At 71.0% G+C, this 21,837-nt stretch carries 24 protein-coding genes and 1 pseudogene; 12 read left to right on the top strand and 13 right to left on the bottom strand.

Translation table 11 applies throughout. The features are described 5' to 3' along the window. The first annotated feature begins 67 nt into the window (after positions 1-67). Positions 68-1,291 (top strand): serine hydrolase domain-containing protein, encoded by a 1,224-nt coding sequence (locus ACZ6ZR_RS11130; protein WP_465641642.1) that lies wholly within the window; start codon positions 68-70, stop codon positions 1,289-1,291. Positions 1,292-1,584: 293 nt separating this feature from the next. Here the strand turns inward: ACZ6ZR_RS11130 and ACZ6ZR_RS11125 are convergent, their stop codons facing one another. After that, positions 1,585-2,559 (bottom strand): LuxR C-terminal-related transcriptional regulator, encoded by a 975-nt coding sequence (locus ACZ6ZR_RS11125; protein WP_465641640.1) that lies wholly within the window; start codon positions 2,557-2,559, stop codon positions 1,585-1,587. Between the two features lie 286 nt (positions 2,560-2,845). Between ACZ6ZR_RS11125 and ACZ6ZR_RS11120 the strand changes: the two genes are divergently transcribed. The 4 genes from ACZ6ZR_RS11120 (at position 2,846) to ACZ6ZR_RS11105 (ending at position 5,506) form a co-directional block, all read left to right on the top strand. Further along, positions 2,846-2,980, top strand: coding sequence for a hypothetical protein (locus tag ACZ6ZR_RS11120; protein ID WP_465641638.1), 135 nt, complete (start codon positions 2,846-2,848; stop codon positions 2,978-2,980). A 9-nt stretch (positions 2,981-2,989) separates the two neighbouring features. Continuing rightward, the gene (locus ACZ6ZR_RS11115) at positions 2,990-3,259 is read left to right on the top strand and encodes a hypothetical protein (protein ID WP_465641636.1); all 270 of its coding nucleotides are present in this window, start codon (positions 2,990-2,992) and stop codon (positions 3,257-3,259) included. A gap of 460 nt (positions 3,260-3,719) precedes the next feature. Next, positions 3,720-4,610, top strand: a complete 891-nt coding sequence (locus ACZ6ZR_RS11110; RefSeq protein WP_465641634.1) for a peptidoglycan-binding protein — start codon at positions 3,720-3,722, stop codon at positions 4,608-4,610. 80 nt (positions 4,611-4,690) lie between these two features. Beyond that, positions 4,691-5,506: a CHAP domain-containing protein gene (locus tag ACZ6ZR_RS11105; RefSeq protein ID WP_465641632.1), complete on the top strand. Its 816-nt coding sequence runs from the start codon at positions 4,691-4,693 to the stop codon at positions 5,504-5,506. Positions 5,507-5,744: 238 nt separating this feature from the next. Here ACZ6ZR_RS11105 and ACZ6ZR_RS11100 read toward each other — a convergent pair whose 3' ends face one another. Next, complete coding sequence (locus tag ACZ6ZR_RS11100) at positions 5,745-6,686, bottom strand: glycosyltransferase family 2 protein (RefSeq protein WP_465641630.1); 942 nt, start codon at positions 6,684-6,686, stop codon at positions 5,745-5,747. 355 nt (positions 6,687-7,041) lie between these two features. On the opposite strand from ACZ6ZR_RS11100, the gene ACZ6ZR_RS11095 reads away from it, so the two are divergent. Further along, complete coding sequence (locus tag ACZ6ZR_RS11095) at positions 7,042-9,375, top strand: hypothetical protein (RefSeq protein WP_465641629.1); 2,334 nt, start codon at positions 7,042-7,044, stop codon at positions 9,373-9,375. 199 nt (positions 9,376-9,574) lie between these two features. On the opposite strand, the pseudogene ACZ6ZR_RS11090 reads toward ACZ6ZR_RS11095, so the two are convergent. After that, a pseudogene (locus ACZ6ZR_RS11090) lies at positions 9,575-9,658 on the bottom strand (IS3 family transposase); the annotation flags it as partial. Then, positions 9,658-9,804: a hypothetical protein gene (locus tag ACZ6ZR_RS11085; RefSeq protein WP_465641627.1), complete on the bottom strand. Its 147-nt coding sequence runs from the start codon at positions 9,802-9,804 to the stop codon at positions 9,658-9,660. The gene ACZ6ZR_RS11085 and the pseudogene ACZ6ZR_RS11090, both read right to left, overlap by 1 nt. 423 nt (positions 9,805-10,227) lie before the next feature. On the opposite strand from ACZ6ZR_RS11085, the gene ACZ6ZR_RS11080 reads away from it, so the two are divergent. Then, entirely contained in the window at positions 10,228-11,841 is a 1,614-nt protein-coding gene (locus ACZ6ZR_RS11080; protein WP_465641625.1) for a peptide chain release factor 3, read from the top strand. Positions 11,842-12,286: 445 nt separating this feature from the next. On the opposite strand, the gene ACZ6ZR_RS11075 is transcribed toward ACZ6ZR_RS11080, so the two are convergent. Together ACZ6ZR_RS11075 and ACZ6ZR_RS11070 are read right to left on the bottom strand one after the other, a co-directional pair. Then, positions 12,287-12,586: a hypothetical protein gene (locus ACZ6ZR_RS11075; RefSeq protein ID WP_465641623.1), complete on the bottom strand. Its 300-nt coding sequence runs from the start codon at positions 12,584-12,586 to the stop codon at positions 12,287-12,289. Continuing rightward, positions 12,583-12,864, bottom strand: a complete 282-nt coding sequence (locus tag ACZ6ZR_RS11070) for a hypothetical protein (protein WP_465641621.1) — start codon at positions 12,862-12,864, stop codon at positions 12,583-12,585. Before ACZ6ZR_RS11070 ends, ACZ6ZR_RS11075 begins: the two co-directional genes overlap by 4 nt. 154 nt (positions 12,865-13,018) lie before the next feature. Between ACZ6ZR_RS11070 and ACZ6ZR_RS11065 the strand changes: the two genes are divergently transcribed. From ACZ6ZR_RS11065 to ACZ6ZR_RS11050, 4 genes are all read left to right on the top strand, one after another. Continuing rightward, positions 13,019-13,780 (top strand): maleylpyruvate isomerase family mycothiol-dependent enzyme, encoded by a 762-nt coding sequence (locus ACZ6ZR_RS11065; RefSeq protein ID WP_465641619.1) that lies wholly within the window; start codon positions 13,019-13,021, stop codon positions 13,778-13,780. A 163-nt stretch (positions 13,781-13,943) separates the two neighbouring features. Continuing rightward, complete coding sequence (locus ACZ6ZR_RS11060; RefSeq protein ID WP_465641617.1) at positions 13,944-14,411, top strand: tyrosine-type recombinase/integrase; 468 nt, start codon at positions 13,944-13,946, stop codon at positions 14,409-14,411. A gap of 290 nt (positions 14,412-14,701) precedes the next feature. Further along, positions 14,702-15,076, top strand: coding sequence for a helix-turn-helix transcriptional regulator (locus tag ACZ6ZR_RS11055; protein ID WP_465641615.1), 375 nt, complete (start codon positions 14,702-14,704; stop codon positions 15,074-15,076). 111 nt (positions 15,077-15,187) lie between these two features. Next, a complete protein-coding gene (locus ACZ6ZR_RS11050; protein ID WP_465641613.1) occupies positions 15,188-15,586 on the top strand; it encodes an STAS domain-containing protein in 399 nt (132 codons plus the stop codon). Positions 15,587-16,124: 538 nt separating this feature from the next. Here the strand turns inward: ACZ6ZR_RS11050 and ACZ6ZR_RS11045 are convergent. The 3 genes from ACZ6ZR_RS11045 to ACZ6ZR_RS11035 all read right to left on the bottom strand — a co-directional run bounded on the left by ACZ6ZR_RS11045 (position 16,125) and on the right by ACZ6ZR_RS11035 (position 17,239). Continuing rightward, on the bottom strand, positions 16,125-16,280 hold the full coding sequence (locus tag ACZ6ZR_RS11045) for a DUF6131 family protein (RefSeq protein ID WP_465641612.1): 156 nt from the start codon (positions 16,278-16,280) through the stop codon (positions 16,125-16,127). Positions 16,281-16,342: 62 nt separating this feature from the next. Continuing rightward, positions 16,343-16,570 carry a DUF6296 family protein gene (locus ACZ6ZR_RS11040; protein WP_465641610.1) on the bottom strand — a complete coding sequence of 76 codons (228 nt, stop codon included), beginning with the start codon at positions 16,568-16,570 and terminating at the stop codon, positions 16,343-16,345. Between the two features lie 258 nt (positions 16,571-16,828). Next, positions 16,829-17,239: an ATP-binding protein gene (locus ACZ6ZR_RS11035; protein ID WP_465641871.1), complete on the bottom strand. Its 411-nt coding sequence runs from the start codon at positions 17,237-17,239 to the stop codon at positions 16,829-16,831. A 239-nt stretch (positions 17,240-17,478) separates the two neighbouring features. On the opposite strand from ACZ6ZR_RS11035, the gene ACZ6ZR_RS11030 reads away from it, so the two are divergent. Continuing rightward, positions 17,479-18,276, top strand: coding sequence for a sigma-70 family RNA polymerase sigma factor (locus ACZ6ZR_RS11030; protein ID WP_465641608.1), 798 nt, complete (start codon positions 17,479-17,481; stop codon positions 18,274-18,276). On the opposite strand, the gene ACZ6ZR_RS11025 is transcribed toward ACZ6ZR_RS11030, so the two are convergent. The 4 genes from ACZ6ZR_RS11025 to ACZ6ZR_RS11010 form a co-directional block, all read right to left on the bottom strand. Further along, on the bottom strand, positions 18,273-18,857 hold the full coding sequence (locus ACZ6ZR_RS11025) for a signal peptidase I (protein WP_465641607.1): 585 nt from the start codon (positions 18,855-18,857) through the stop codon (positions 18,273-18,275). The two genes, ACZ6ZR_RS11030 and ACZ6ZR_RS11025, sit on opposite strands and share 4 nt — an antisense overlap. A gap of 114 nt (positions 18,858-18,971) precedes the next feature. Continuing rightward, positions 18,972-19,556 carry a hypothetical protein gene (locus ACZ6ZR_RS11020; RefSeq protein ID WP_465641602.1) on the bottom strand — a complete coding sequence of 195 codons (585 nt, stop codon included), beginning with the start codon at positions 19,554-19,556 and terminating at the stop codon, positions 18,972-18,974. A gap of 153 nt (positions 19,557-19,709) precedes the next feature. Next, the gene (locus ACZ6ZR_RS11015) at positions 19,710-20,366 is read right to left on the bottom strand and encodes a response regulator (RefSeq protein WP_465641600.1); all 657 of its coding nucleotides are present in this window, start codon (positions 20,364-20,366) and stop codon (positions 19,710-19,712) included. A gap of 147 nt (positions 20,367-20,513) precedes the next feature. Continuing rightward, the coding region (locus ACZ6ZR_RS11010) for a thiamine pyrophosphate-dependent enzyme (protein WP_465641598.1) at positions 20,514-21,837 on the bottom strand (1,324 nt) is incomplete at its 5' end.

Below are 21,837 nucleotides of genomic sequence, written 5' to 3'. Positions count from 1 at the left end.
TGCGGCCGGTCTCGGCGAGACTCGTTCCAGAACGAAGCGATCGACGACGAACCTGGAGCACCGAAACGTGAACACCCTTGCGCGCAACCGCCGTTGGACCACTCTCGCGGTTGCGGGAGCGTTGCTCGCCGCCGTGGTCGTGGGGACCGGAGGGGCGGCGGTGGCGGCACCCGTGGCGTCGGCCACGGCCTCGTCCGCCGTCTCGCTGCCGCCGTTCGACCGGGCGGCGGTCCGGCAGGTGGTGGCCGGCTTCCCGACCGCCGATGTCAACGGCGTACTGGTGCGCGTCGCGGGCAGCGGTGGGCAGTTCGAGACCTCGGGTGGCATCGGCGACCGGGCGACGGGAGCGGCGCCGGACCCGGAGGGGCGGTTCCGGATCGGGTCGATCTCGAAGGTGTTCACCGCGACGGTGGTGCTCCAGCTGGTCGCGGAGCACCGGCTGGACCTGGAGGGCACCGTCCAGCAGTACCTTCCGGGTCTGCTGCCGGCCGACTTCCCGCCGGTGAAGGTCGGTCAACTCCTGGACCACACCTCGGGTCTGCCGCACGGCAGCAGCGGTGCCTGGGGCGACGGCACGCCCGGCTGGTTCGTCGAGCACCGCTTCGACAGCTGGACGCCCGAGCAGGTGGTCGCCACCCTCGCCGGCCAGCAGATGATCTTCGCTCCGGGCACCGGCCAGCAGTACAACGGCTTCAACACCTTCATCGCCGGCCTGCTGATCGAGAAGGCCACCGGCCACTCCTACGCGCACGAGGTCAAGCACCGGATCATCCAGCCGCTGCGCCTGCGCGACACCGCCGTCCCGGACCGCGACGACGCCCGGCTGGCCCGCCCGGCGGCCCACGCCTACCTGACGGTCCCCGACCCGGACGGCACCGGCCACCAGGTCGACGTCACCGAGCAGAGCCCGTGGCCCTGGGCCGAGGGCGGTCTGATCTCCAGCGCCCCTGACCTGGACCGCTTCCTCACCGCACTGTTCCAGGGCCGACTGCTGCCCGCGGCCCAGCAGGAGCTACTCTTCACCGTCCCCGACGTGCCCAACGTGAACAACCCGCAGTGCATGCCCGGCCAGCAGCGCGCCTGCATGAGCAAGGGCCTGGTCCGCACCGAGATCAACGGGGTGACCCTCTGGGGCAAGACCGGCTCGCGCCCGGGCTGGACCAGCGGCGCCTTCGCCACCCGTGACCTGCAGCGCCGCATGGTCTACTCGTTCAACCCGACGACCACCCAGGGGGCCGACATGCGCTACGTCCTCAAGCTCGCCAACGCGGTGATCCCGCCCGTCAAGTAGGCCGCCTCGCAAGGCGGTTGGTCAGCCGATCACGGCGACCGGGGCGTCCCAGGCGTTGCGGTCCAGCGTCACGGTCGCACCGCCGTGGGTCTCCTTCGCCCTGCGGGCCGGGCGCGGCGCGGCCGTTCGCGGCCACCGTCACCCCCGCGCGGGTCCCTCGAGAACAACAGCGCTCTGCATACCGCCCCGTCGTGGATCTTCCCAATCCGCCGAGCCGGGGGAGAGGCCGTTCTCGCGCTTGCGCGAGAACGGCCTCCGGCGTGCTGCCTATCGAGGGCGCCCGTTGCCCGCGGTCACAGCCAGTCCTTCCGGGCGGCTTCGGCGCCCGCCTGGAAGCGGCTCTCCGCGCCCAGACGGTTCATCAGGTCCTGCATCATCCGACGCACCGTCCGCAGGGACAGGCCCAGCTTGCGGGCGGCGGACTGGTCGGTGTGGCCGAGGCCCAGTAGTTGCAGCAGGGCGCGTTCGGACCCGGTGAGGTCCTGGTCGTCACGGGGGGCGGGCCGGCCGAAGACGGCCCCGGTGCGCCACAGTTCCTCGAACAGCGCGTACAGGGGCTGGACGAGGGCCTCACCGTGCAGTTCCAGTGCGCCGCGGCGGCCGTCGCTGGGGTCGGTCGGGATCAGGGCGATGTTGCGGTCGACGATGACCAGCCGGATCGGCAGGACCGGCACGGTGCGCGCCAGCCCGCCCAGATCGGCCAACCACCGGGCGTAGCGCAGGGTGTCGGGGTCGTTGCGGAAGCTGTCCTGGAAGATGCTGCGGATGACCACGCCGCGCTCCAGCGCCACCTGGTTGGGGTGTTTGCCGGCCTGGATGGCATCGGGGCGGACGGCTCCTCCGCGCATCAAGGACAGGCATTCCTCGGTCGCGGTCGCCGCGAGCTCCTCCAGGCGGTCGCGAACGGCGTCGAGGGAGTCCAGCCGCAGGACCATCTCGTCATCGGGCCGGCGGTCTACGTACTCGGCGGAGAAGGCCGCGATCGCGGTCCGGGTGCTCTCCAACTGCTGCTGGCGGAAGAGCAGTTGGTTCTGATTGTGGGCGAGCAGTCTGGTCAGTCCGACCTCCGGGCTGACGGCCCGCAGCGTCCGGGAGTCGGCCACGGGCTGAAGTAGCGTCAGTTCCAGTAGTTCGTCGAGTGCCTGACGTGTCTCCGTTTCCGAGAGGTGCAGGTCGGCGGCTATCCGGTCGACCCCCCAATCCGGCTGGGCCAGCAGCGTCCTGTAGACGTTCTCCGTCAGTGCGCTCAGTCCGAGTGCTTGCAGCACCGATCCCCCTTTCGATGTCGGTGATCATCATCGGTGCACTGCGGGCGGCGACGCAGTGCCCGTCTGTGGAACCAGACGATCTTGCATTTAGTTGCCAAGCGACTTGGTGCCATCCCCGTAGCAGTGACACCGCCCTGGGCGGACGGCAGGATCTTCCTCAACAGCGGAGAACGCAACGGAAACCGGGGCGAGTTCCGCGAACCCTTCACGGGCACCGCATCGGTTGACGAAACGGGAGAGAACAGTCGTGGGCCACTCAATACGCATCGTGTGCGCAGTCCTGGCCGTGGCATTCACCGTCGGCCTGGGCGCCACCGCCGCGAGCGACGTCGTCGCGGACCACTCGGCCGTCCGGATCACCGCCGACGGCACGGGTTTCGACTGGGACGGCCCGCACCCCGCCCCACCCGCGCAGAGTTGACCGGATTCCGTGCATCTGGTCGCGGTGACCCTCATCTCTTCCGGCCCGGTGCCATCGTGGTTGACCGCTGAAACGGTCACCGATCTGATCTGGGTCCACAGCCGGCCCGAAGACGGGGTGGAGCACATCCGCTCCCGCGTCGACCCCAACCGCCTCCGCGTCGCCGCCGCGATCATCGCGGCTACCCCGGACGCGGCGACCGCGAACCTGCGCCGCGTCTGCGAACGCGCTCTGTGGCACACGCCGGCCCTGCGTGGCTGGTGCCTCGCCGTCGCTTAGGGCCTCGACCTCTCCACGCGCACTGAACTCCCTTTCCCTGAAAGCAGGTTGCTTCACCATGTCCGTGTTCACCAAGACCGCCGCCGTCGCCGCCCTCTCCGTGCCGCTGCTCGTCGCGGTCCCCGGGACGGCCTAGGCCTCCACCCCGTCCGGCTGCTCCAGCGTCACGCAGATCGGCGCCACCGCAGCCGGTGATGCCCACCGAGCAGTACCGGCCGCCGAGTCGTCACCGGCCGCCGGCGCGTGAGCGGCCGCTGAGCCGTCACCGGAACCCGTAGCGCCCACCCGGCTTCCGCCGGGAAGCGGCGAGCGCGTCCGCGCGGACGCCGCCCTTCTCCCGCGCCGTTCTCCCGCGCTCTTCTCCGCAGCACCCACCTCAGGGACCGCCGCGCCCACCAGCGGTGGCGCTGAGTGCTGCCCCCAGCCCGGAGCCCTCCACCGAACCAGAAGGAACCACCCCATGGCCTCCGCCATCAAGACCCGCACCACCGCAACCCGACTGCTCGCCGCCGTCGCCGTCCTGAGCGGCCTGGTGCTGAGCGCGACCCAGGCCCATGCGGTGACCCCGTCGCCGCAGGCCGACGCGCCGGCAGCCGCCGCTGCCGCGCTGCCCGCGATCGACATGGAGGCCACCGTCCTGGCCGCCCAGATCGATCCCCGACGCGCCGACAGCACGCTCACCCCCGGGGCCAAGGACTCGGTCCTGGCCGTCGAGCGGGCCCTGCAGGCCCGCAACCTCCTCGACGCCCGCTGGGTGGACGGCTACTTCGGCACCACCACCGTCGCCGCCTACGCCGCCTTCCAGCGTTCGCTCGGCTACACCGGCCTGGACGCCAACGGCCTGCCCGGCACCACCTCCCTCACCGCACTCGGTCAGGGCCGGTTCACCGTCACCCACCAGATCGGCCCCGGCGCCCACCTGAAGCGCGACGGATACACCGTCAACACCCGCACCCAGAACATGCTCACCGAGGTCGAACGCCTCTCGGGCGTCCACCTGACCCTGGACCAGGGCTCCTACAACCCCGGCGGCGACCCCACCTCCGCGGGCACCCACGACGGCGGCGGCGTGGTGGACATCAACGTCGACGCCATGTCCGGCACCACCCGCGCCGCGGTGGTCCGCGCCCTGCGCCAGGTCGGCTTCGCCGCCTGGCTGCGCAACCCCAGCCAGGGCAACTGGCCGTGGCACATCCACGCCGCAGCGATCAACGACACGGACCTGGCCACCCAGGCCCAGAACCAGACCGGCGACTACTACCTCGGCCTCAACGGCCTGGCCAACCACGGCGCCGACGACGGCCCGCGGATCGCCATCCAGACCTGGGAGGAGTACCAGCGCACCCACTGACCGCGCCCGGCACACCCCCTCGCACGACCTGCGCACGACCTGACAGCCCGTCAACTCCCAGTCATGAGAAGAGAAAAGCCTTGAAGACCATACGCACCACGCTCGCCGTCGCCGGTACCGCCCTGGCCATGGCCGTCCCGCTGGTCGCCACCACCCCCGCCTTCGCCGCCTCCCGCGACGGAAGCTGCGACTCCGGTGAGTTCTGCCTCTACTACAACAGCGACCAGGCCGGCTCGGTCTCCGACTTCACCGCCTCCATCAGCGACTACGGGGCCACCCAGCCGAGCTGCTACGAGTTCAAGGGCGCCGGCAACGGCCAGGGCGTCTGCGTGAAGAACAACGCCGCCTCGGTGTGGAACCGCACCGGCAAGACCGTCCGCGTCTACTTCAACAGCGGCTACGCCGGCGCCAGCCAGGACTTCGCCCCCGGCGCCAAGGGCAACCTCAACTCCACCCTGAAGAACAACGAGGCCTCGCACCAGTTCCTCGGCGCCAGCGGCGGCGGCAACGAGAGCGCCACCAACGACTTCGACCACGGCACCCGCGGCTTCGCCGCCAACAACTGCACCGCCTTCGCGGCGTTCCGCATCGCCGACCGCCTCGGCGTCCCGAACTTCAGCAACTCCTACGGCGGCACCACCTGGGGCAACGCCGGCACCTGGGACGACGCCGCCCGCCGCGTCGGCGTCACCGTCAACACCACCCCGACCGTCGGCGCCATCGCCGTCAACGACGTCCACAAGGTCGGCCACGTCGCCTACGTGAACGCGGTCTACTCCGACGGCTCGTTCGACGTCGAGGAGTACAACTGGAACAACCCCCTCGCCTACGGCACCCGCAGCCACCTCCACGTCAGCAGCGCGCAGTCCGACTTCCAGTGGATGCTGCACTTCTGATCCAGACGTCTGACCCAGCCCCGACGTGACACGACGAAGCCCCGTCGAACGCGGGGTGACCTGGAGAGGTCACCTGCCCGACGGGGCTTCGACGTACCGCCGCCCGCCCTGTTCACAGGAGGAAGACGGCGACGGTGGCGGCCACGAAGAGGGAGACGAAGACCAGCAGGGTGGTGACGATCAGCGGGACGAGCCGGTCGAGCAGCGGGCTGAGGAACTCGCGGGTGACGCCGGCTCGTCAGGCGCTGACGTCCGACCGGCCGGAGCACCGGGCGATCCCCGCATCGGCCGAGTCGTAGCCGATGAAGTAGGTCGGGCGCTTCTGGACGGCGGTGTAGATCCGGCCGATGTACTCGCCGAGCAGGCCGATGCAGATTAGCTGGACACCGCCGAAGCCGACCACGGCGACGAACAGCGAGGTCCACCCCGGGACGGTCCGGCCGGCCGCGTGGATGACCAGGCTCAGTGGAAGCATCGCGAAGCAGGCGAGGAAGCTGAGCACGCCCAGCCAGGTGGCGATCCGCAGCGGTGCGGCGGAGAAGCTGGTGATGCTGTCGATCGCCAGGCGGACCATCTTGTTCAACGGGTACTTGGTCTCGCCCGCCACCCGCTCGTCACGGAAGTAGGTGACCCGGCCGCTGGGGAAGCCCAGCCACGGCACGAGCAGGCGGTAGATCTGCTGCTGGTCCGGAGAGGACTTCAGCGCGTCGACGGCCTGACGGCTGAGCAGACGGAAGTCGCCGGCCTGCGAAGGCAGTTGTTCGCCGACCAGCCGGCGCATCAGCCAGTAGTAGAGACCGGCGGTGCGGCGCTTGAAGGCGGTGTCGGTGCTGCGGTTGGACCGGACGCCGTAGACGATGTCCAGCTGCTGCTCACGGGCCAGCTTCAGCATCTCCGGGATCTTCTCCGGCGGGTCCTGGAGGTCGGCGTCGATGCTCGCCACGTAGCCACCCGCCGAGCTGTGCAGGCCGGCCGCCAGGGCGGCCTGGTGCCCCGCGTTGCGGCGCAGCCTGACGATCCGCAGCTCGGGCCAGTCCAGACGGAAGTCCTTGAGGAGCTCGGCGGTCAGATCGGTGGAACCGTCGTCGACCGCGATGACCTCGTACGTCACGCCCACCTTGTCGAGCACGGGGCGCAGCCGAGCGACCAGGGCCGGCAGAGCGTCTTCCTCGTTGTACATGGGGATGACTACCGACAAGGTCAAGGCCGATGGAGCCGACATTTTTTCCTGCCCGGAGTAGTGATTCAAGGCGTGTGGATCCGACATTAATGCATTCCCGCGTACGCTCCCAGCCAGAGAATGATCGTCTGGCAGACTTCGCGCAGAAGAGTTCGCCAAAACCCGCTTTTAGCTACGAGTGATTATCGGTAGATAATCCAATCGCCCCCTTTGCTGTTTCACAATGCCCTGCAGGTATTCTGCGGCGGGTCGGCGTCAGAAATGGGAAAGGAAAAGCCAGATGGGCACGTCTCGTAGCTCCTCTCGTCCGGCGGCACAGCTCACGGACACCCCGAGGGTCCGGACGAACCCCCCGATGCCGTCGCGGGACCGCAGATGTACCGGACCGTTCTGGCGCTACCTGCCGACAGTCGCCGCCCTGAGCTTCCTGCTGGCGGTCCTACTCACCTCGGACACCCCGGTCAACGCGATCGTCCGGTATGCGGCCTACGCCGTCTGGGGCGTTCTGCTTCCCGGCACCCTGGTATTCCGCTCACTGCGGAACAGCCCGCACACCCTGGCCGAGGACCTGGCCTTCGGCGCGGTCACCGGCCTGGTGCTCGAGCTCGTCGGCTGGGCCGTATTCATGGCTCTCGGCATCGAGGGCCTGATCACCTTCTGGCCGCTCGCGGTGGTGATTCCGTTCGCTGCCGTGCCCGAACTGCGCAAGCACTGGTGGGTGCGCGGATACACCAAGGTTCCGGTCGGCTGGTCCTGGGCGGTGGCCGGCGTGGCGGCCGCTGTGTTCGGCTACCTCTACCTGGTCTACTTCGAGCGGAACACGATCCTGCCGATGAGCGACCGGTCCAGGCAGTTCGTCGACATTCCGTACCAGATGTCGCTGGCCGGCAATGCCAAGCACAACTTCCCGCTGACGCTTCCCCAGGTCTCCGGCGAACGGCTGGAGTACCACTGGTTCGCCTTCGTGCACCAGGCCATGAGCAGCATGGTCGGTCACACGGACCTCCCGGTGATCCAGCTCCGCCTGATGGTCCCGGCACTGGTCGCGCTCACCGTCCTGGTCGCAGCCGTGGTCGCCTGGCGGCTCTCCGGGCGGGCCTGGGCCGGCCCGATCACGGCCCTGCTGATCTTCGTGATCGGAGAGTTCAACGCCTCGCACGCCAGCACGCCGTTCGGCTCTCCGCAGACCACCCTGATGGTCTGGGCCAGCATCTCGATGACCTACAGTCAGCCGCTGCTGCTCGCCCTGATCGGAGCGGTCGGCGAGGGGCTGCGCAAGCGAGCCGAGGACGACCCGGTGCCGGCCCTGGGCCGGGGCGGCGTCATCACCCTGGTCGCACTGTTCGCCTTCGGCTCCTCCGCCGCCAAGGCCTCCTCGGTGCCGGTCACCCTGGCCGCACTGGCCCTGGCCGGACTGGTCGCGCTGATCCGGAACCGCCGGATCCCGCGGTCGGTCCTGGCGATGGGCGGCGCGGTCTGCGCCGCCCTGCTCTTCTCCACCGCCGTCATCTTCAATTTCAAGAGCTACGGCCTTGAGGTCCTGCCGTTCTCCAACATCGAGGTCCACTGGGCCGACCCGCAGGGGATCCGCTCGACCACCTCCCAGGCCCTGGTGACGGCCCTGGTCGGGTTCGCCTTCCTGATCAACACTCAGCTCCGGCTGGCCGGCATCGTCCCGCTGCTGTGGCACAGCCGACTGCGGCTGGACGACGTCCAGTGGTTCCTGCTCGGCGGCGCCGTGGCCGGTCCAGCGGTCTTCCTGCTGCTGAGCGGCTGGAACGCCGGCTACTTCACCCACGCCGGTCTGGCCTTCGGAGCGATCCTGTCCGCGTGGGGCTACTGCGAGGCCTTCGAGCGGGCCTCGCTCTCCGTGCGCGGCAAGGCCGCCCTCGCTGCGTTCGCCCTCGCCTTTACCGGCCTGATGGTCTGGGCCCTGCTTGCGCGCGACGCCGACTGGCTCGCCTACGTCCAGGAGCGCCTCAAGAGCCTGGACCCCTGGCGTGGCTCCTTCCTCCGCGCGTTCATGGCCGAACCGGCCGGATCGGCCTCCGCGCTGACATCGATGGTCGCAGCCGCTCTGGCGCTGATCGCCATCGCCCTGCTCTGCGCGCTGATCTGGTGGGGCGTCAGCCGGCTCGTCCCCGCCATGCGCCACCGAGGCGGCATCGTGGTGCTGACGGCCTCCCTGCTCCTCGCCGCCCCGGCGCTCCTCGCCGACCTGCCCAGGCCGGTCTGGGACACGACCGTCTGGGGAGCCTTCCCCCTCCCCAAGAGCAGGGTGGACGCGGCCCGCTGGCTGCGCGCCCACAGCGGGCCCACCGACGTGCTGGCCACCAACGCGCACTGCTCGTCGAGCGACGACTTCGCCAGACCGGACGCCCCGTGCACCGACTACCGGGCCTTCTCCATCAGCGCCTACTCCGAGCGCAGCGTCCTGGTCGAGGGCTGGACCTTCGCCCCACGCGTGATGACCGCCGGCAGCCTCGACTTCTGGGACCGACCGCTGCTCGCCAAGAACGACGCGGCGATCTACCACCCCACCGCCGAGCTGCTCACCGAGCTGTACGACAAGCACGGCGTCCGGTACTTCTTCGTCGACCGCAAGGTCGGCAAGGAGTCCCCGCTGCTCCCGGCCCTGGCCACCGCCGTGTACGACAACGGCCGGATCGGCATCTACCGCATCGTCTGACCCACCTCCCGGTGGCCCTCCACGCATGCGGGCCCGGGTCCGCGCGACCCTGGGCCCGCTCCTCGGCGCTTCTCCTCCCCGACAGCACGGACCACCTCCCGGACCTCCTCCGATTGACGGAGTGGCGCAGGCTCGAAATCAGGCCCGCCAGGCCGGCCTGGCGCATCAGGCGCGCGACGCGGCGTCGGCCGCACCACACGCCGTCGCGCCGGAGCACGGCGTGCAGGCGTGGGGAACCGTAGCTGCCGCGCGAGGTCTCGTGGACCTCGGAGATCCTCGTCATCAGTTCGGCGTCGCGGACCGCGCGGGGCCGGGTGCGGCGGTGCGGCGGGCGTGGAAGGCGGTTCGGGAGACCTTGAGCAGCTCACACGCACGCTTGACGTTGTGACCTGCCTGCTTCTCCGCCTCGATGAACGGGTGCACCGTCAAAGCGGGGCAACCTCAGTAGGGGTGTTCGTGGTCCCGGGTGATGACCCGAAGGCGTCGCCGTACCAGGGTGGGCGATTCCAGCAGGCGCACCGCGCCATCATTGCGCTACGGCCCGGGGATCCGGTCAGCGGTGAGGTCGCGGACTTCCCGCAGCTGAACGGCCTGATCGTGATCGCCGTCCAACGGGACCTCGACCCTGGCCGTGCTGCGCGGCTTCCCGCAGGAGTCATGGCGGTGATGGAGACGCTGGACGCCGACGACCGGTCCAAGGACATCCGGGTCGACGTGCTGCGCGCACGGGAATTCGGGCCCACGCCGCCCGACAGCCTATTATCGCTTCCTGGGCCTGCGGACCTGATCCCGGCTCACCAGGTACGGAGAGGCGTCACCGGCCTGGCTGCCGAGGCGTACCCGAGGAAACACGTGAGCACCGTACAGTCAATTCCCGTCCCGCAGGTCCTTCATGAGGCCACCCGCCGACGGACCTTCGCTGTGATCAGCCACCCGGACGCGGGCAAGTCCACGCTCACCGAGGCGCTGGCGCTGCACGCGCGGGCGATCACTTCCGCCGGTGCGGTGCACGCCAAGGGTGACCGGCGTGGCGTGACCAGCGACTGGATGGAGCTGGAACGCGAGCGCGGCATCTCGGTGACCTCGGCCGCCTTGCAGTTCGGCTACCGCGACCACGTGATGAACCTGGTCGACACCCCCGGCCACGCCGACTTCTCCGAGGACACTTACCGGGTGCTGGCCGCCGTCGACTGCGCGATCATGCTGGTCGACGCGGCCAAGGGCCTGGAGGAGCAGACCCGCAAGCTCTTCGCGGTCTGCCGCCACCGCGGTGTCCCCGTGATCACCTTCATCAACAAGTGGGACCGGCGCGGCCAGGACGCACTGACCCTGCTCGAGGACATCGAGACGCACCTCGGGATCACCCCCGTCCCGGTCGTCTGGCCGGTGGGCAGCGCGGGCAACATGCGCGGCCTGGTCGAGGCGGGGAACACCGAGCAGATGCTGCGCTACACCAAGGTGCCGGCCGGCACGCACGCCGCCCTCGAGGAGCAGCTCACCTCCGAGCAGGCCGCCGAGCAGGAGGCCGAAGCCTGGCCGACCGCGCTGGAGGAGCTGGAGCTGGTGCTCTCGTCCGGCCCCGGCTACGACCAGGAGGCCTTCGAGGCCGGCAAGATCAGCCCGGTCTTCTTCGGCTCCGCGCTGACCAACATCGGTGTGAAGCTCTTGCTGGACGCCGTGGTCGACCTCGCTCCGGCTCCCGGGCCCCGCCCGCTGGCCAAGGGCGGCAGCCGCGAGGTCGGCGAGGAGTTCTCCGGCCTGGTGTTCAAGATCCAGGCGAACATGGACCCGGCCCACCGCGACCGGATCGCCTTCGTCCGAGTCTGCTCCGGTGTCTTCGAGCGCGGTATGCACGTCACCCGGGCGGCCAGCGGCCGCTCGTTCGCGACCAAGTACGCGCACACCGTCTTCGGAGCCGAGCGCACCGTGGTCGACACCGCGTACCCCGGCGATGTGGTCGGCCTGATCAACGCGAGCGCGCTGCGGGTCGGCGACACCCTCTTCACCGGCAAGAAGGCCGAGTTCCCCCCGCTGCCCGCCTTCGCCCCCGAATACTTCGCGGTGGCACGGCCCAAGGACATCAGCCGGTCCAAGCAGTTCCGCAAGGGCATCTCACAACTCGACGAGGAAGGCGTGATCCAGGTGCTGGTCTCCGACCGGCGCGGCGACCAGGCACCGGTCATGGCCGCGGTCGGCCCGATGCAGTTCGATGTGATCCTGCACCGGATGGAGCACGAGTTCTCTTCCCCCATCAGTCTCGACCAGCTCTCCTACCGCGTGGCCCGGATCACTGACGCCGAAGGCGCCGCCGTCCTGGCCAAGTCCCGCCTGATCAACGGCGAGGTGCTCACCCGCCGCTCGGATGACGTCCTGCTGGCCCTGTTCGCCGACAAGTGGCAGCTGAACGCCTTCCAGCGGGCCCAACCCGACACCATGCTCCAGCCGCTGATCGCCACGGCGGACTGATCGCCGACCTCCCGGCCCGGCGCCGCCGCTTGGCACGGCGGACGACAACGGCGCAAGTGCGGCCCCCGACCTGCGACCCTTTGACGCCCAGTCAAGCGGGTTACGTAGGCTGCCTGTTGAGAAGCGCCTTCAGGGGCGGCTTCTTTGCGTCCAAGTGTCTTTAGCCGCAAGGGAGTTGGTTGTTCTTCAGCCCGTTCTCCAGGGTCGTCGCTGACGGAGGCCCAGGGGCGTGGTCCCAAGGTGGTCCCAGAGGTACCGAGCCGCCCGCTCTCCGAGTGCCGGAGGTGATCTCGGAGGGAGCGAGCAAGCGTGGGCGCGGCTGGTGGGACGTGCTGGTGGTCGAGTTCGGAGTGCGGTTCGATGCTGTTCCGAGCTGTACCACCGGGGGAGGGGGCCGACGGCTCACTGCCCGCGTGGTGCTGACGGGTGTTCGGCTGGTGGTCGGTCAGTCCGCTCGTAGGATCCGGGAGATGTAGATCGCCGGCGGGTCGGTCTGCTCGTTCACCGCGTACTCCACCAGGCCGACGTCGTGTCGCAACGGGGCCGAGTGCATGCCGGGTCGGCCGGGTACGGGCATGCTCAGGTGCGGAAAGGGGTTCTCGCGCAGGTCGACGAGGAACGCCACCGTCGCGGAGAACACCTCGGGCGGGGTCTTCAGATCGCCGAGCAGTTCTTCGACGGCCGGGGACAGGGTGATCGGGTCGTCCTCGAGGTGCTCGTCCCTGTCGTACCCGAAGTCGCTCACCGGTCTCCCAGTCGGCGCAGGATCTCGGAGGCCGGGGCGCCGGGCGCGGTGCCGGCTTGGACGGCGGCGTGGATCCGGTCGCCCTCCGGGTCGCGGTAGAGCTCGGCGCGCAGCCACCAGCGGCGCAGGACGCCGCCGATCTCCTCGTCGGTGGCCTCGCCCATCTCCCGGTAGAACTCCATCCGCTGTGCTGGGGGCAGGGCGGCGGCGACGCCGTCCTGGGTTCGGGGGATCGGCTGGGCGTCGTCGTGGTCGCCATGCAGGGGTGCGGCGCTCACCGTGCCTCCGAAGCTCTGGTGCGGGCAGGTCCGGGACCAGTCTCCCTCACCGAGGAGTGTCCGTGCGACGTTCAGTTCCGGGCGAACGGGCCATCGCCGAGGGCATCGCGGCCATCGGCCCCCTGCTGACCGGCCGGCCGTAACGTACTGGCCCATGACCACCGTTACGAAGCTCGATCCGGTCGACATCGCCGCCCTCCTCCACGACGTCCGCAGCTCGGCCGCCCGCCTGGCCGCCGGCCTCGACGCCCTCACGGACGTGACCGCCCGCGAGCCGTCCGGGCTTCCCGGCTGGAGCCGCGGGCACGTCATCACGCACCTGGCGCGTAGCGCCGACGTCTACCGATGGCTGCTCGCTCTGGCTCGCACCGGTGTCGAACCCGGAGCACGGGCCGACGCCGCCGCCCTGGACCAGGCGCTGCGCGCCGGCGCCGGTCGCGGCGCTTCCGAGCTCGTCGCCGATCTGCGCGGCAGCCTGGACCGACTGCTCGACGAGGCTGCGGCGATGCCCGCCGACCGCTGGTCCACCCTGGTCACCGCCCTCGCGGGATGGCGACACCCCGCCTGGTACACCGTGCACCGTGCCCGGCGCGAACTCGAAACCCACCACGTCGACCTGACGCTCGGTCACACCACAGCCGACTGGCCCACCGGCTACGTCACCTGGGCGCTCGACGAGACCATCGCCGCGTTGGCCGCCCACGACTTCCCGGTGGCCCGCTTCGAAGCGACCGACCTCGACCGTTCCTGGACCCTCGCACCCACCGGCCCCACCGTGACCGGCCCGGGCCATGCACTCCTCGCGTGGCTCGCCGGCCGGGGCCCGGGCGATGACCTCGCATCGGAACCGGGCCTGCCGACGCCGCCGCCGTGGCCGCTCCCGCCGACACCGGGCTGGGGTCGCGCGCAGCCCTGACGAACGGAGCTGACGGCGCGTCGGGCACCCGGCTGTTCCCGGAAGGTCTGCTTGCCGCAAGGGAGCGCGACGGTCTCGGCGAAGGCGCGGGCCGGCGGGGAGGGGGCGTCCCAGCGGCGTACCGCCCAGCCCGCGGTGAGTGCGGGGACGGGAGGTCCACTCCGTGATCACCGACCCGGCCCACCGCCGCCAGGGCCCCGCCGAAGCCGTCGCCCGCGCCCTCCTCCTCACCACCCTCCACCCGCGCGGCGCTGACCCGGATGCCTACGTCTTCCACCGTGCCGACGGCCGGCCGCTGCACCCCGAGTACGTCCTCGACCACTTCAACCAACTCGCCCACGCAGCAGGCCTTCCGGGGTGCACCGTCCACGACCTGCGCCACCTCGCGGTGACCACCGCGGTCGGCGAAGGCGTCGACATCACCATCGTCTCCAAGACCGTGCGCCACACCGCGGTGGCCACCACCGCCGACCTCTACGCCCACCTCACCCGCGCCGCCGCCCGCCAGGCCGTCGACGCCATCGCCGGCGCCCTGACCCGGGAGGAACACCGCCAGACCCGAGCGACAACGCGCATGGTCGCAGCCCGGCAACGACCGGGCCCGACCGGTGATTACGACCAGGCAGCGTGACGATCCGCGGGATCCACTCGCCGCTGTGGCCGCCGTCGAAGTGGGTGTCCGAATCCAGGCCGGAGCCGGAGCCGACGTGGCGACGATTGCTGCCCAGCCGCTTTCGGTGCTGGCCCGCTGTGGGCGGCGCGGCTCCTTCCCAGGGCTGGGCGCGATGAGGGAAGGCGTATGTCAGCAGAAGTCGGCGGTCGGCCTCCTGGCGACCTCGGTGCCGCGCTGTGGTCCCGGGAGCCGGCGGGGTACACGCACGCCGGAGTTGCCATACCGGAATGCGGGTGCACACTTGAGGGGTGGCGGACAGGCGTGAGCCCCGTACCAGCTGGACGTTCCTGACCCAGCACGCGCGGGTGCTGCTGACGGTCTCGCGCGACCCGGAGGTGCGGTTGCGGGACCTGGCCGCGACGTGTGGCCTGACGGAGCGGGCGGTGCAGTCCGTGGTGTCCGACCTGGAGACGGCCGGCTACCTGACCCGGGTGCGCCACGGACGGCGCAACCACTACCACGTCGTCCGGCACATGTCCTTCCGCCACCCGGCCGAGGCGCGGCACGAGATCGCCGGACTGCTGGAGCTGTTCGACGATTCCGGCCGCGGCCGTCCCTCGGCTCCGATTCTGCTCCCTCTCCCTCCTGGCGGTGATCGAGATGAGCGTGACGAGCACCTCTGACCTCGCCCTGCGGCACCGGCAGCTCAGTGGCCGGCCGCGGCCGAGCCGATCCGCCGGCGTACGGCGCGGCCCCGCCATCGTTGCGACAGGTCACCGGAGGAGCGCGCGCTGATGGACGCCTCGCACATCACCCCGCACCCCGACGGCTGGTCCCCGCCGGCCCAGCTGACGATCACCGCGGACAGCACCGCCGCAGGTGCGGTGGTCGTGCACCTCGCCGGGGAGATCGACCTCGAGGAGGGGGCCGCACTCGAGGAGGTCCTCGCCCGGGCCCTGGAGGCCCGGCCGTCCCGCCTGGTCGTCGACATGAGCGAGGTCGGCTACTGCGACTCGGCCGGCCTCAACGCCCTGCTGAAGACCCGCACGGCCGCCGCCGCCGCCGGAGTCGTCCTCCTGGTCGCCGGCGTCGGAGAACGCATCACCCGGCTGCTCTGGGCCACCGGCACCACCGACGTGTTCACCATTACCGAGACCGTCGAAGCCGCCCTCGCGCACGACGAGGAGGAGTGAGGCCGCGCCCGTTCCCGTCGCGGCGGATGCCGCGCGATCGCGGGGCCCGGGGCCCGATGCGTCGTCGAGGGATTCGCCGCGGAACCGCCGTGCGTGCGGGAGACGATCCGGGGCAGGCACTCACCCTCGACCTGCACAGGGAGGCGAGGGGACACGGACCAGGGGCTGGTGCTGCCGGCGGCCTGGGCGCAGATGGGCGTGCTGGCCGGCGTGCCGCTGTTCTTCGCGCTGAGGCGGCCGCGATGATGCGCCGGCCCGGGGCCGCTCTGGTGGTCGCGGCGCTGCCGGCCGGTTCGGCCGCCTGCGCCGGATCCTCGTTTCCTCGACGTCGATCCGGAAACGCGCCAGGCACGGACGTCAAGGACCTGTTCGCCTTCGTCCTCGGGCAGCGCCGCAAGGACCGCGAACCGCCGCCCACCGGCCTGCACCGGCGAGGAAGCCGAGGCTGACCCCTCGCACCCGGGTCCGCCACCCGTACGTACGGGTGGCGGACCCGGGTACTTCCGGGTGCGGCCGTGGCCGCACGGCGAGCCGCTGCTCACCAGTAGTGGTTGCGGCCGCCGACCGCGTGGCCCAGCGCTCCGGCGATCCACAGCACCAGGCCGATGACGACGAGCACCATGCCGATCGTCCACAGGACCGAGATGCCGGTGACGAATCCGACGATGAGTAGGAGCACCCCAAGGATGATCATGACTGCCTTCTCAGATCGAGGACTTCCGTCCGTTCCCCCCGGGTGAGTTGGCCCGTCCGCCGTCAGGCCAGGGGAGTGGCGGGCAGGCAGGTGTGGCCGGCCGCCCCGGGCACGGTTGCCAGCACGTGGGCGACGCCGTCCGCGATGTCGACCCGCAGGGCCCCGTCCGCGAAGACGGGCCGGCCCCACTCGCTGGTCTCGCCGGTGGCGTGGACGATCACCGCCTCCTGCGGGCGGTGCGAGCCGGGGAGGCCCGGCAGGGTGATCACGTAACGCGTCGGGAAGTCCACGGTCGTCACCGCCCGCTGGAGAGTCGGCCGCCGGCGGTGGCGACCGCGGTGAGCCGGTCCGAGGGAGCTTCCCAACGCCGCCCCGCACCGTGGAGACGCGCGTGCCCCCGATGCGGGAGGCGGTGCACCGGCCGGTGCCCGTGATGGGCGTGCGAGACCGAGCTCGCGGTACGGGTCGGGTTCGCCGGCTTGGACATGGCCGGACCCCCTCTCGAAGGGGATAGCGGTCCGATCACAACCTGCCCCGCTCCGGCCCGGTCATTCAGGCCGGCCGCCGCTGTTTGCTCCCGCGCCACCGGGCCCTCCCCTCGCCGGGACCTCCGCCCACACTGTCTTGCCGTCCGGTCTGGCCAGGGTGCCCCAGCCGCGGCTGAGCAGGTGGACCACCTGCAGGCCGTGCCCGCCCGGCCGCCCCGGGGACGGTGGTCTGCTGTGCGGGAGGCCGGGACCGTCATCGTCCACCTCGATGCGCAGCGCTCCGTCGTCCAGCTCCGTCAGTCTCAGCAGGCCGGGCCCGCCACCGTGCAGGGCGGCGTTGGCGACCAGTTCACCGGTCACCAGGACGGCGTCCTCGCAGACCGGCTCGGGCACCGAGGCGACGGCCAGTGCGCCACGCACCCTGTGTCGCGCCACCATGACCGGGTGGGGTTCCGCCTTCAGGTCGACCACCACCGGACGCACCGAGGGCGTTCCGGTCGGTCGGGACGAAGCCTTGGGATCCGAAGCCACCTGATCTCACCTCACCCCGCTCTGGCCTCTGCCGCGCTCACTCCAGTGTCGCGTCTGCCCGGACGAGCCCGGTCCATCCGCGGTCGGGACCACCGGGTAGGCACATCATCGGGCCTGCGGTGATTCCACGCAGCCCAACCGGGCAGGAGCAAGGACGGGGCCCGCGGAAGGAACACCTGATGGCACCTGACATCGTTGCGAACCCGCGCACGGTCAGCACCGGCGACGCCCGCGAGCTGTCCAGGGAACTGTTCCGGCGCCTGGCCGAGGCCGAGCCGGGCAGCGCGACGTACTCCTACGTCCGCGGCACCCTGATCGAGCTCAACATGTCCCTGGTCCGGTTCGCCGCGCGCCGCTTCCGGAGCAGCCACGAACCTATGGAGGACATCCTCCAGACGGGCATGGTCGGGCTGATCAAGGCCATCGACCGCTTCGACCCGGACCGCAACGTCGAGTTCACCACCTTCGCGCTGCCGACCGTCCTCGGCGAGATGCGCCGCTTCTTCCGCGACACCACCTGGGCCGTCCATGTCCCGCGCAGCCTCCAGGAGGCCCGGATCGCGGTGGCCCAGGCCACCGACGAACTCGAGCAGACCCTCGGCCGCCCGCCCGACAGCGCGGAGCTCGCCGAGCGCACCGGCCTGACCGAGGAGGGTGTCGCCGCCGGCATCGCGGTGGCCGTGGCCCGCACCGCCGGCTCGCTCGACGCGCACACCCCCGGTAGTGAGGACGAGGGCGATTCCCCCGGCGCGCTCGACCGGCGCGTCGGCCACGAGGACCCGTCGTTCGTCACCGTCGACGACGTCCAGTCCCTCAAGCCGCTGATCGCCGCCCTGCCGGAGCGCGACCGCGCCGTCCTCGCGCTGAGGTTCACGGGCGATCTGACCCAGGCCGAGATAGGGCGGCGCTCGCGCAGGGGCGGAAGGGGCTGTGCGCGGGTGGGTCCGGGTCGGTGGGGCGGGCCGGGCGGTGGTTAGGCGTGGGCGTTCTCCGGCGGGGCCGGTTCGGTGGGTGCGGTGGGCTTCCGGGGGGAGCGGATTGCGCGGACGGAGAGGGTGAGGATGAGGAGGCCGGTGCTGAGCTCGGCGAGCGCGGGAATTCCGAGGGAGCGCAGTGAGGTGATTAGGCCGCCGATGTAGGGGACTTGGGCCACCGCTTTGCGGTAGGTGCCGGCGGCGGGGTTGATCCGCCAGGGGTCGGCGACGGGGTTGGCGTCGCCCTTGGTGGTCAGCAGGGTGGTGCCGCTGCCGTCCTTGCTCAGGGAGGCGATGCGGTGGACGACGGGGGCGCCGGCGGGTTCGCCGTAGGGCTCGGGCGGCCGGAAGGCGATGACCTCGCCGACGGTGAGGTGGGCGGCGTCGGTGGGGGCGAGGACGACCAGGGAGCCGGTCGGCAGGTGGGGGGACATGGAGCCGGTCAGGACGGGCTCGTACTGCAGGCCGAAGCCGAACCTGCCGATCGCCAGGACTGCCACGACGGCCAGCAGGGCGGCGAACAGCAGCCCGCTCGCCCAGCGACCGATCCTCGCGGCCGGGTGCTTCCGGGGTGCTGCGTCCATGGGAGTCGGTGCGGTGCGGTGCGGTGGGGGAGGGGTGGGGCAGCCCGGAGGCCGCCCCCGCCGCGGGGGCGGGGGCGGTGCGGCCGGCAGGAGTGGTGCCGCGCGGAGTTGTGGTTACGAGGTGGCGGTGGTGCCGGTGAAGCCGAGGTCGTAGCTGGCGGCCATGCCCTGCAGGGCGTTGTCGGCGTCGCTCGGGAGCTCGGTGTCGATCTGCAGGTACTTCTGGGCGCCGGCGGCCAGGGTCTCGGCGGGGGTGTTGGTGCCGGTCTGGTCGATGACCGCGTGGTCGATGAGGACCTTGTCGTTGGTGTGGTCGCCCGAGCCGAACGGGGTGTCGCTCTCGGTGACGGTCAGGGTCAGGCCCGCCTCGAGGCCGGTGCTGGCCTTGTCCGCCTGGAGCAGGCCGGTCACCGACAGCGGGATGCTGCTGGAGTTGGTCACGTCGATGAAGCCGGTCTGCTTGAGGCCGGGGAGGGCGTTGTCGACGGTGTCGGTCCAATGCGAGCCGGCCGCGGTGTCGTCAGCGACGTCCAGGGTGACCTTGGCGGCGGTGACGGTGCCGCTGTTGGGGGCGTCCTGGGTGGCGTCCCAGGCGGAGTAGCTGCCGCTCGCGATCAGGCCGAGGCCGACCAGAGCGACGGCCGCTGCCGTTGCCGTGCGCTTCGAGGTCAGGCCGCGCTTGACGGTGTTCTTCTGCATGAGAATTCCTCTTCTGAATGGCCTGCGATATCCGGGATCGGGGATAATCCGGAATCGGTCGGCCGAATTGACCGATGCCAGGAATCTAAAGGCCGGAGCAGTCCACCGAGGCATTGATCTTACGAAAGTCAATGCCATGGATGCGGTTGTCAGTCATCGCGCCTCGATCAGCCCGGCGTCGTAGACGAGGAGGGCGGCCTGGGTGCGGTTCTCGACGTCGAGCAGGCCGAGGATCCGCGAGATGTAGGTCTTCACGGTGCCCTCGCTCATCCGCAGCGCACGGGCGATCTTGGCGTTGGACTGCCCGCGCCCGACGAAGGTGAGGATCTCCCGCTGGCGGTCGTTCAGGACGGCCAGTTTCGAGCGGGCCGCCCGGGCCCGCTGGGGGCTCTGCAGTCGGGCCTCGCCGAGCAGGTTGCGCAGCGTGGCGGGCAGGATGGCGGCTCCGCCGGCGGCTACCAGGCGGACCGCGTTGAGGATCTGGTCGGTGGTCGCGGTCTTGGAGAGGAACCCCTGGGCGCCCGCGCTGAGCGCCTGCAGGAGGTTCTGTTCGGCGTCCAGGCCGGTGAGGACCAAGACCTTCGGGGGGCGGGGTAGCGAGGTGAGCTGGGCGGTTGCGGCCAGGCCGTTGGTGCCCGGTAGGTGCACGTCCAGGACCACCACGTCGACCTGCTGCTTGAGGCACGTCAGGACGGCGCCCTCCGCGCTGTCGGTCTCCGCGACGACCTGGACATCGCGGGCTTCGGAGAGCAGGGCTCTCAGGCCGCCCCGGATCAGGGTGTCGCCGTCGACGACGAGGGTTCTGATCACGGCCGGGAATTCCTTCCGGTCGGCGGCGGCGAAGGCCAGGGAGTTCGCCGTCCGGGGATTTTCCGGACGCTTTCTATGGCGGTGCTGTTGGTGGCGCTGGTCAATTTTCTTCTCTTCAGAGGAGGGCAGTTTTTGTGCAGGGGGGGCTCAGTCGGACTGTCCGAGCAGCGCCTCGATCAGCACCAGCTTGTCGGGGGCGTGTCCGGCCGCTGCCAGTGCCGCGTCGAGTTCGGCCACCGTCCCGGCCTGTCGGACCATCGCCCGCTCGCCCGCTCCCAGGGCGGTCGGGAGCGCGGCGTAGTCCCAGGCGGGGAGGTCGCCGGGGGCGACCGCGGTCCGGCCCGGGCCGGCGCTGCCGTTGAACACGATCACCACGGCACCCGCTCCGTGGGTGACCATGGTGCCCAGTGCCTGGACGGAGCGCCGGAGCGCGGCGTCGGTGACGACCAGGACGCACCGGCGGGACGGGTCGGCCAGGTGAGCGCCGAGGGCCGTGGACAGGGTGTGGTCGGCGGAACCGGGACCGGGCCGTCCGATCAACCGGCAGTCGGGGGGCAGCCGGATTTCGTCGGCGCCGAAGAACTCCGGTCCCTGCTCGGAGAGGAGCAGGTCGCCCGGGCGCAGGAACGACACCACGCGGGGCCAGAGTTGAGCGAGCGTCAGCTTGGCCTGCCACGGTTCCTGCGTCATCTGCGACATCTGCCCCATTGGTGCCGTCGGTGCCGTCGGCTGTGGCGGCGTCATCAAGGGTGCGGGTGGGGTGGGCGCGGTACGGGCGGTCGGTGCCGGCCGCACCTCGGGGCGGCGGGTGAACAGGGCGCCGAGCGTGGTGAGGGACTCGCCGAGGCGGGCGCCGTCGTAGGGGACGTCGTCGACGAAGGCCCGGTCGGCGGTGAGCGAGATCGTGCGGATGGCGGGGAAGTCCCGGCGGAAGCGGACGGCGACGGGGTCGGTGGGATCGACCCCGGCCAGGATCAGGACGTCGGAGTGCTCCACCGCGAGGCGGTGCGCCTGGTCGCCGAAGTCGCCCATGTAGACGCCGGCGAAGTTAGCCCCGCCCTCGTCGACGGTGCCCCGGGCGCCGGGAAGGACGCTGGTGGGCACCGGGGCGGCGGCCAGCAGTTGGTTCAGCTCCTCGGTGAGGTGGAAGCGCTCGACCTGGTGCCCGACCAGGACGGTCGTCCGCTCGGCGTCCAGGAGCAACTCGGCGCAGTGGTCGAGGAATTGGCCGAGGACGTCGTACTGGTGCGGCCAGTCGGCCGCATTCGAGGCGGCGGGCAGCAGCGGTGTGGCGGGGGCGGGCACCGGTAGGTCGACCAGGTCGGCGGGTAGGCCCAGGTGCACCGGGCGCTTGTCCCGCCACATGGTGCGCAGCAGGCGGTCGAGGTCGGCGGTCGGCTCGTGGCGGGTGAGGGTGACGCTGTCCGTGGTCACGCGGGAGAACAGGTTCACGAGCTGGTCGCCGTCGGCG

The sequence above is a fragment of the Kitasatospora sp. NPDC088742 genome, from assembly GCF_055584905.1.
This window is presented reverse-complemented; position numbering and strand designations above follow the sequence as displayed.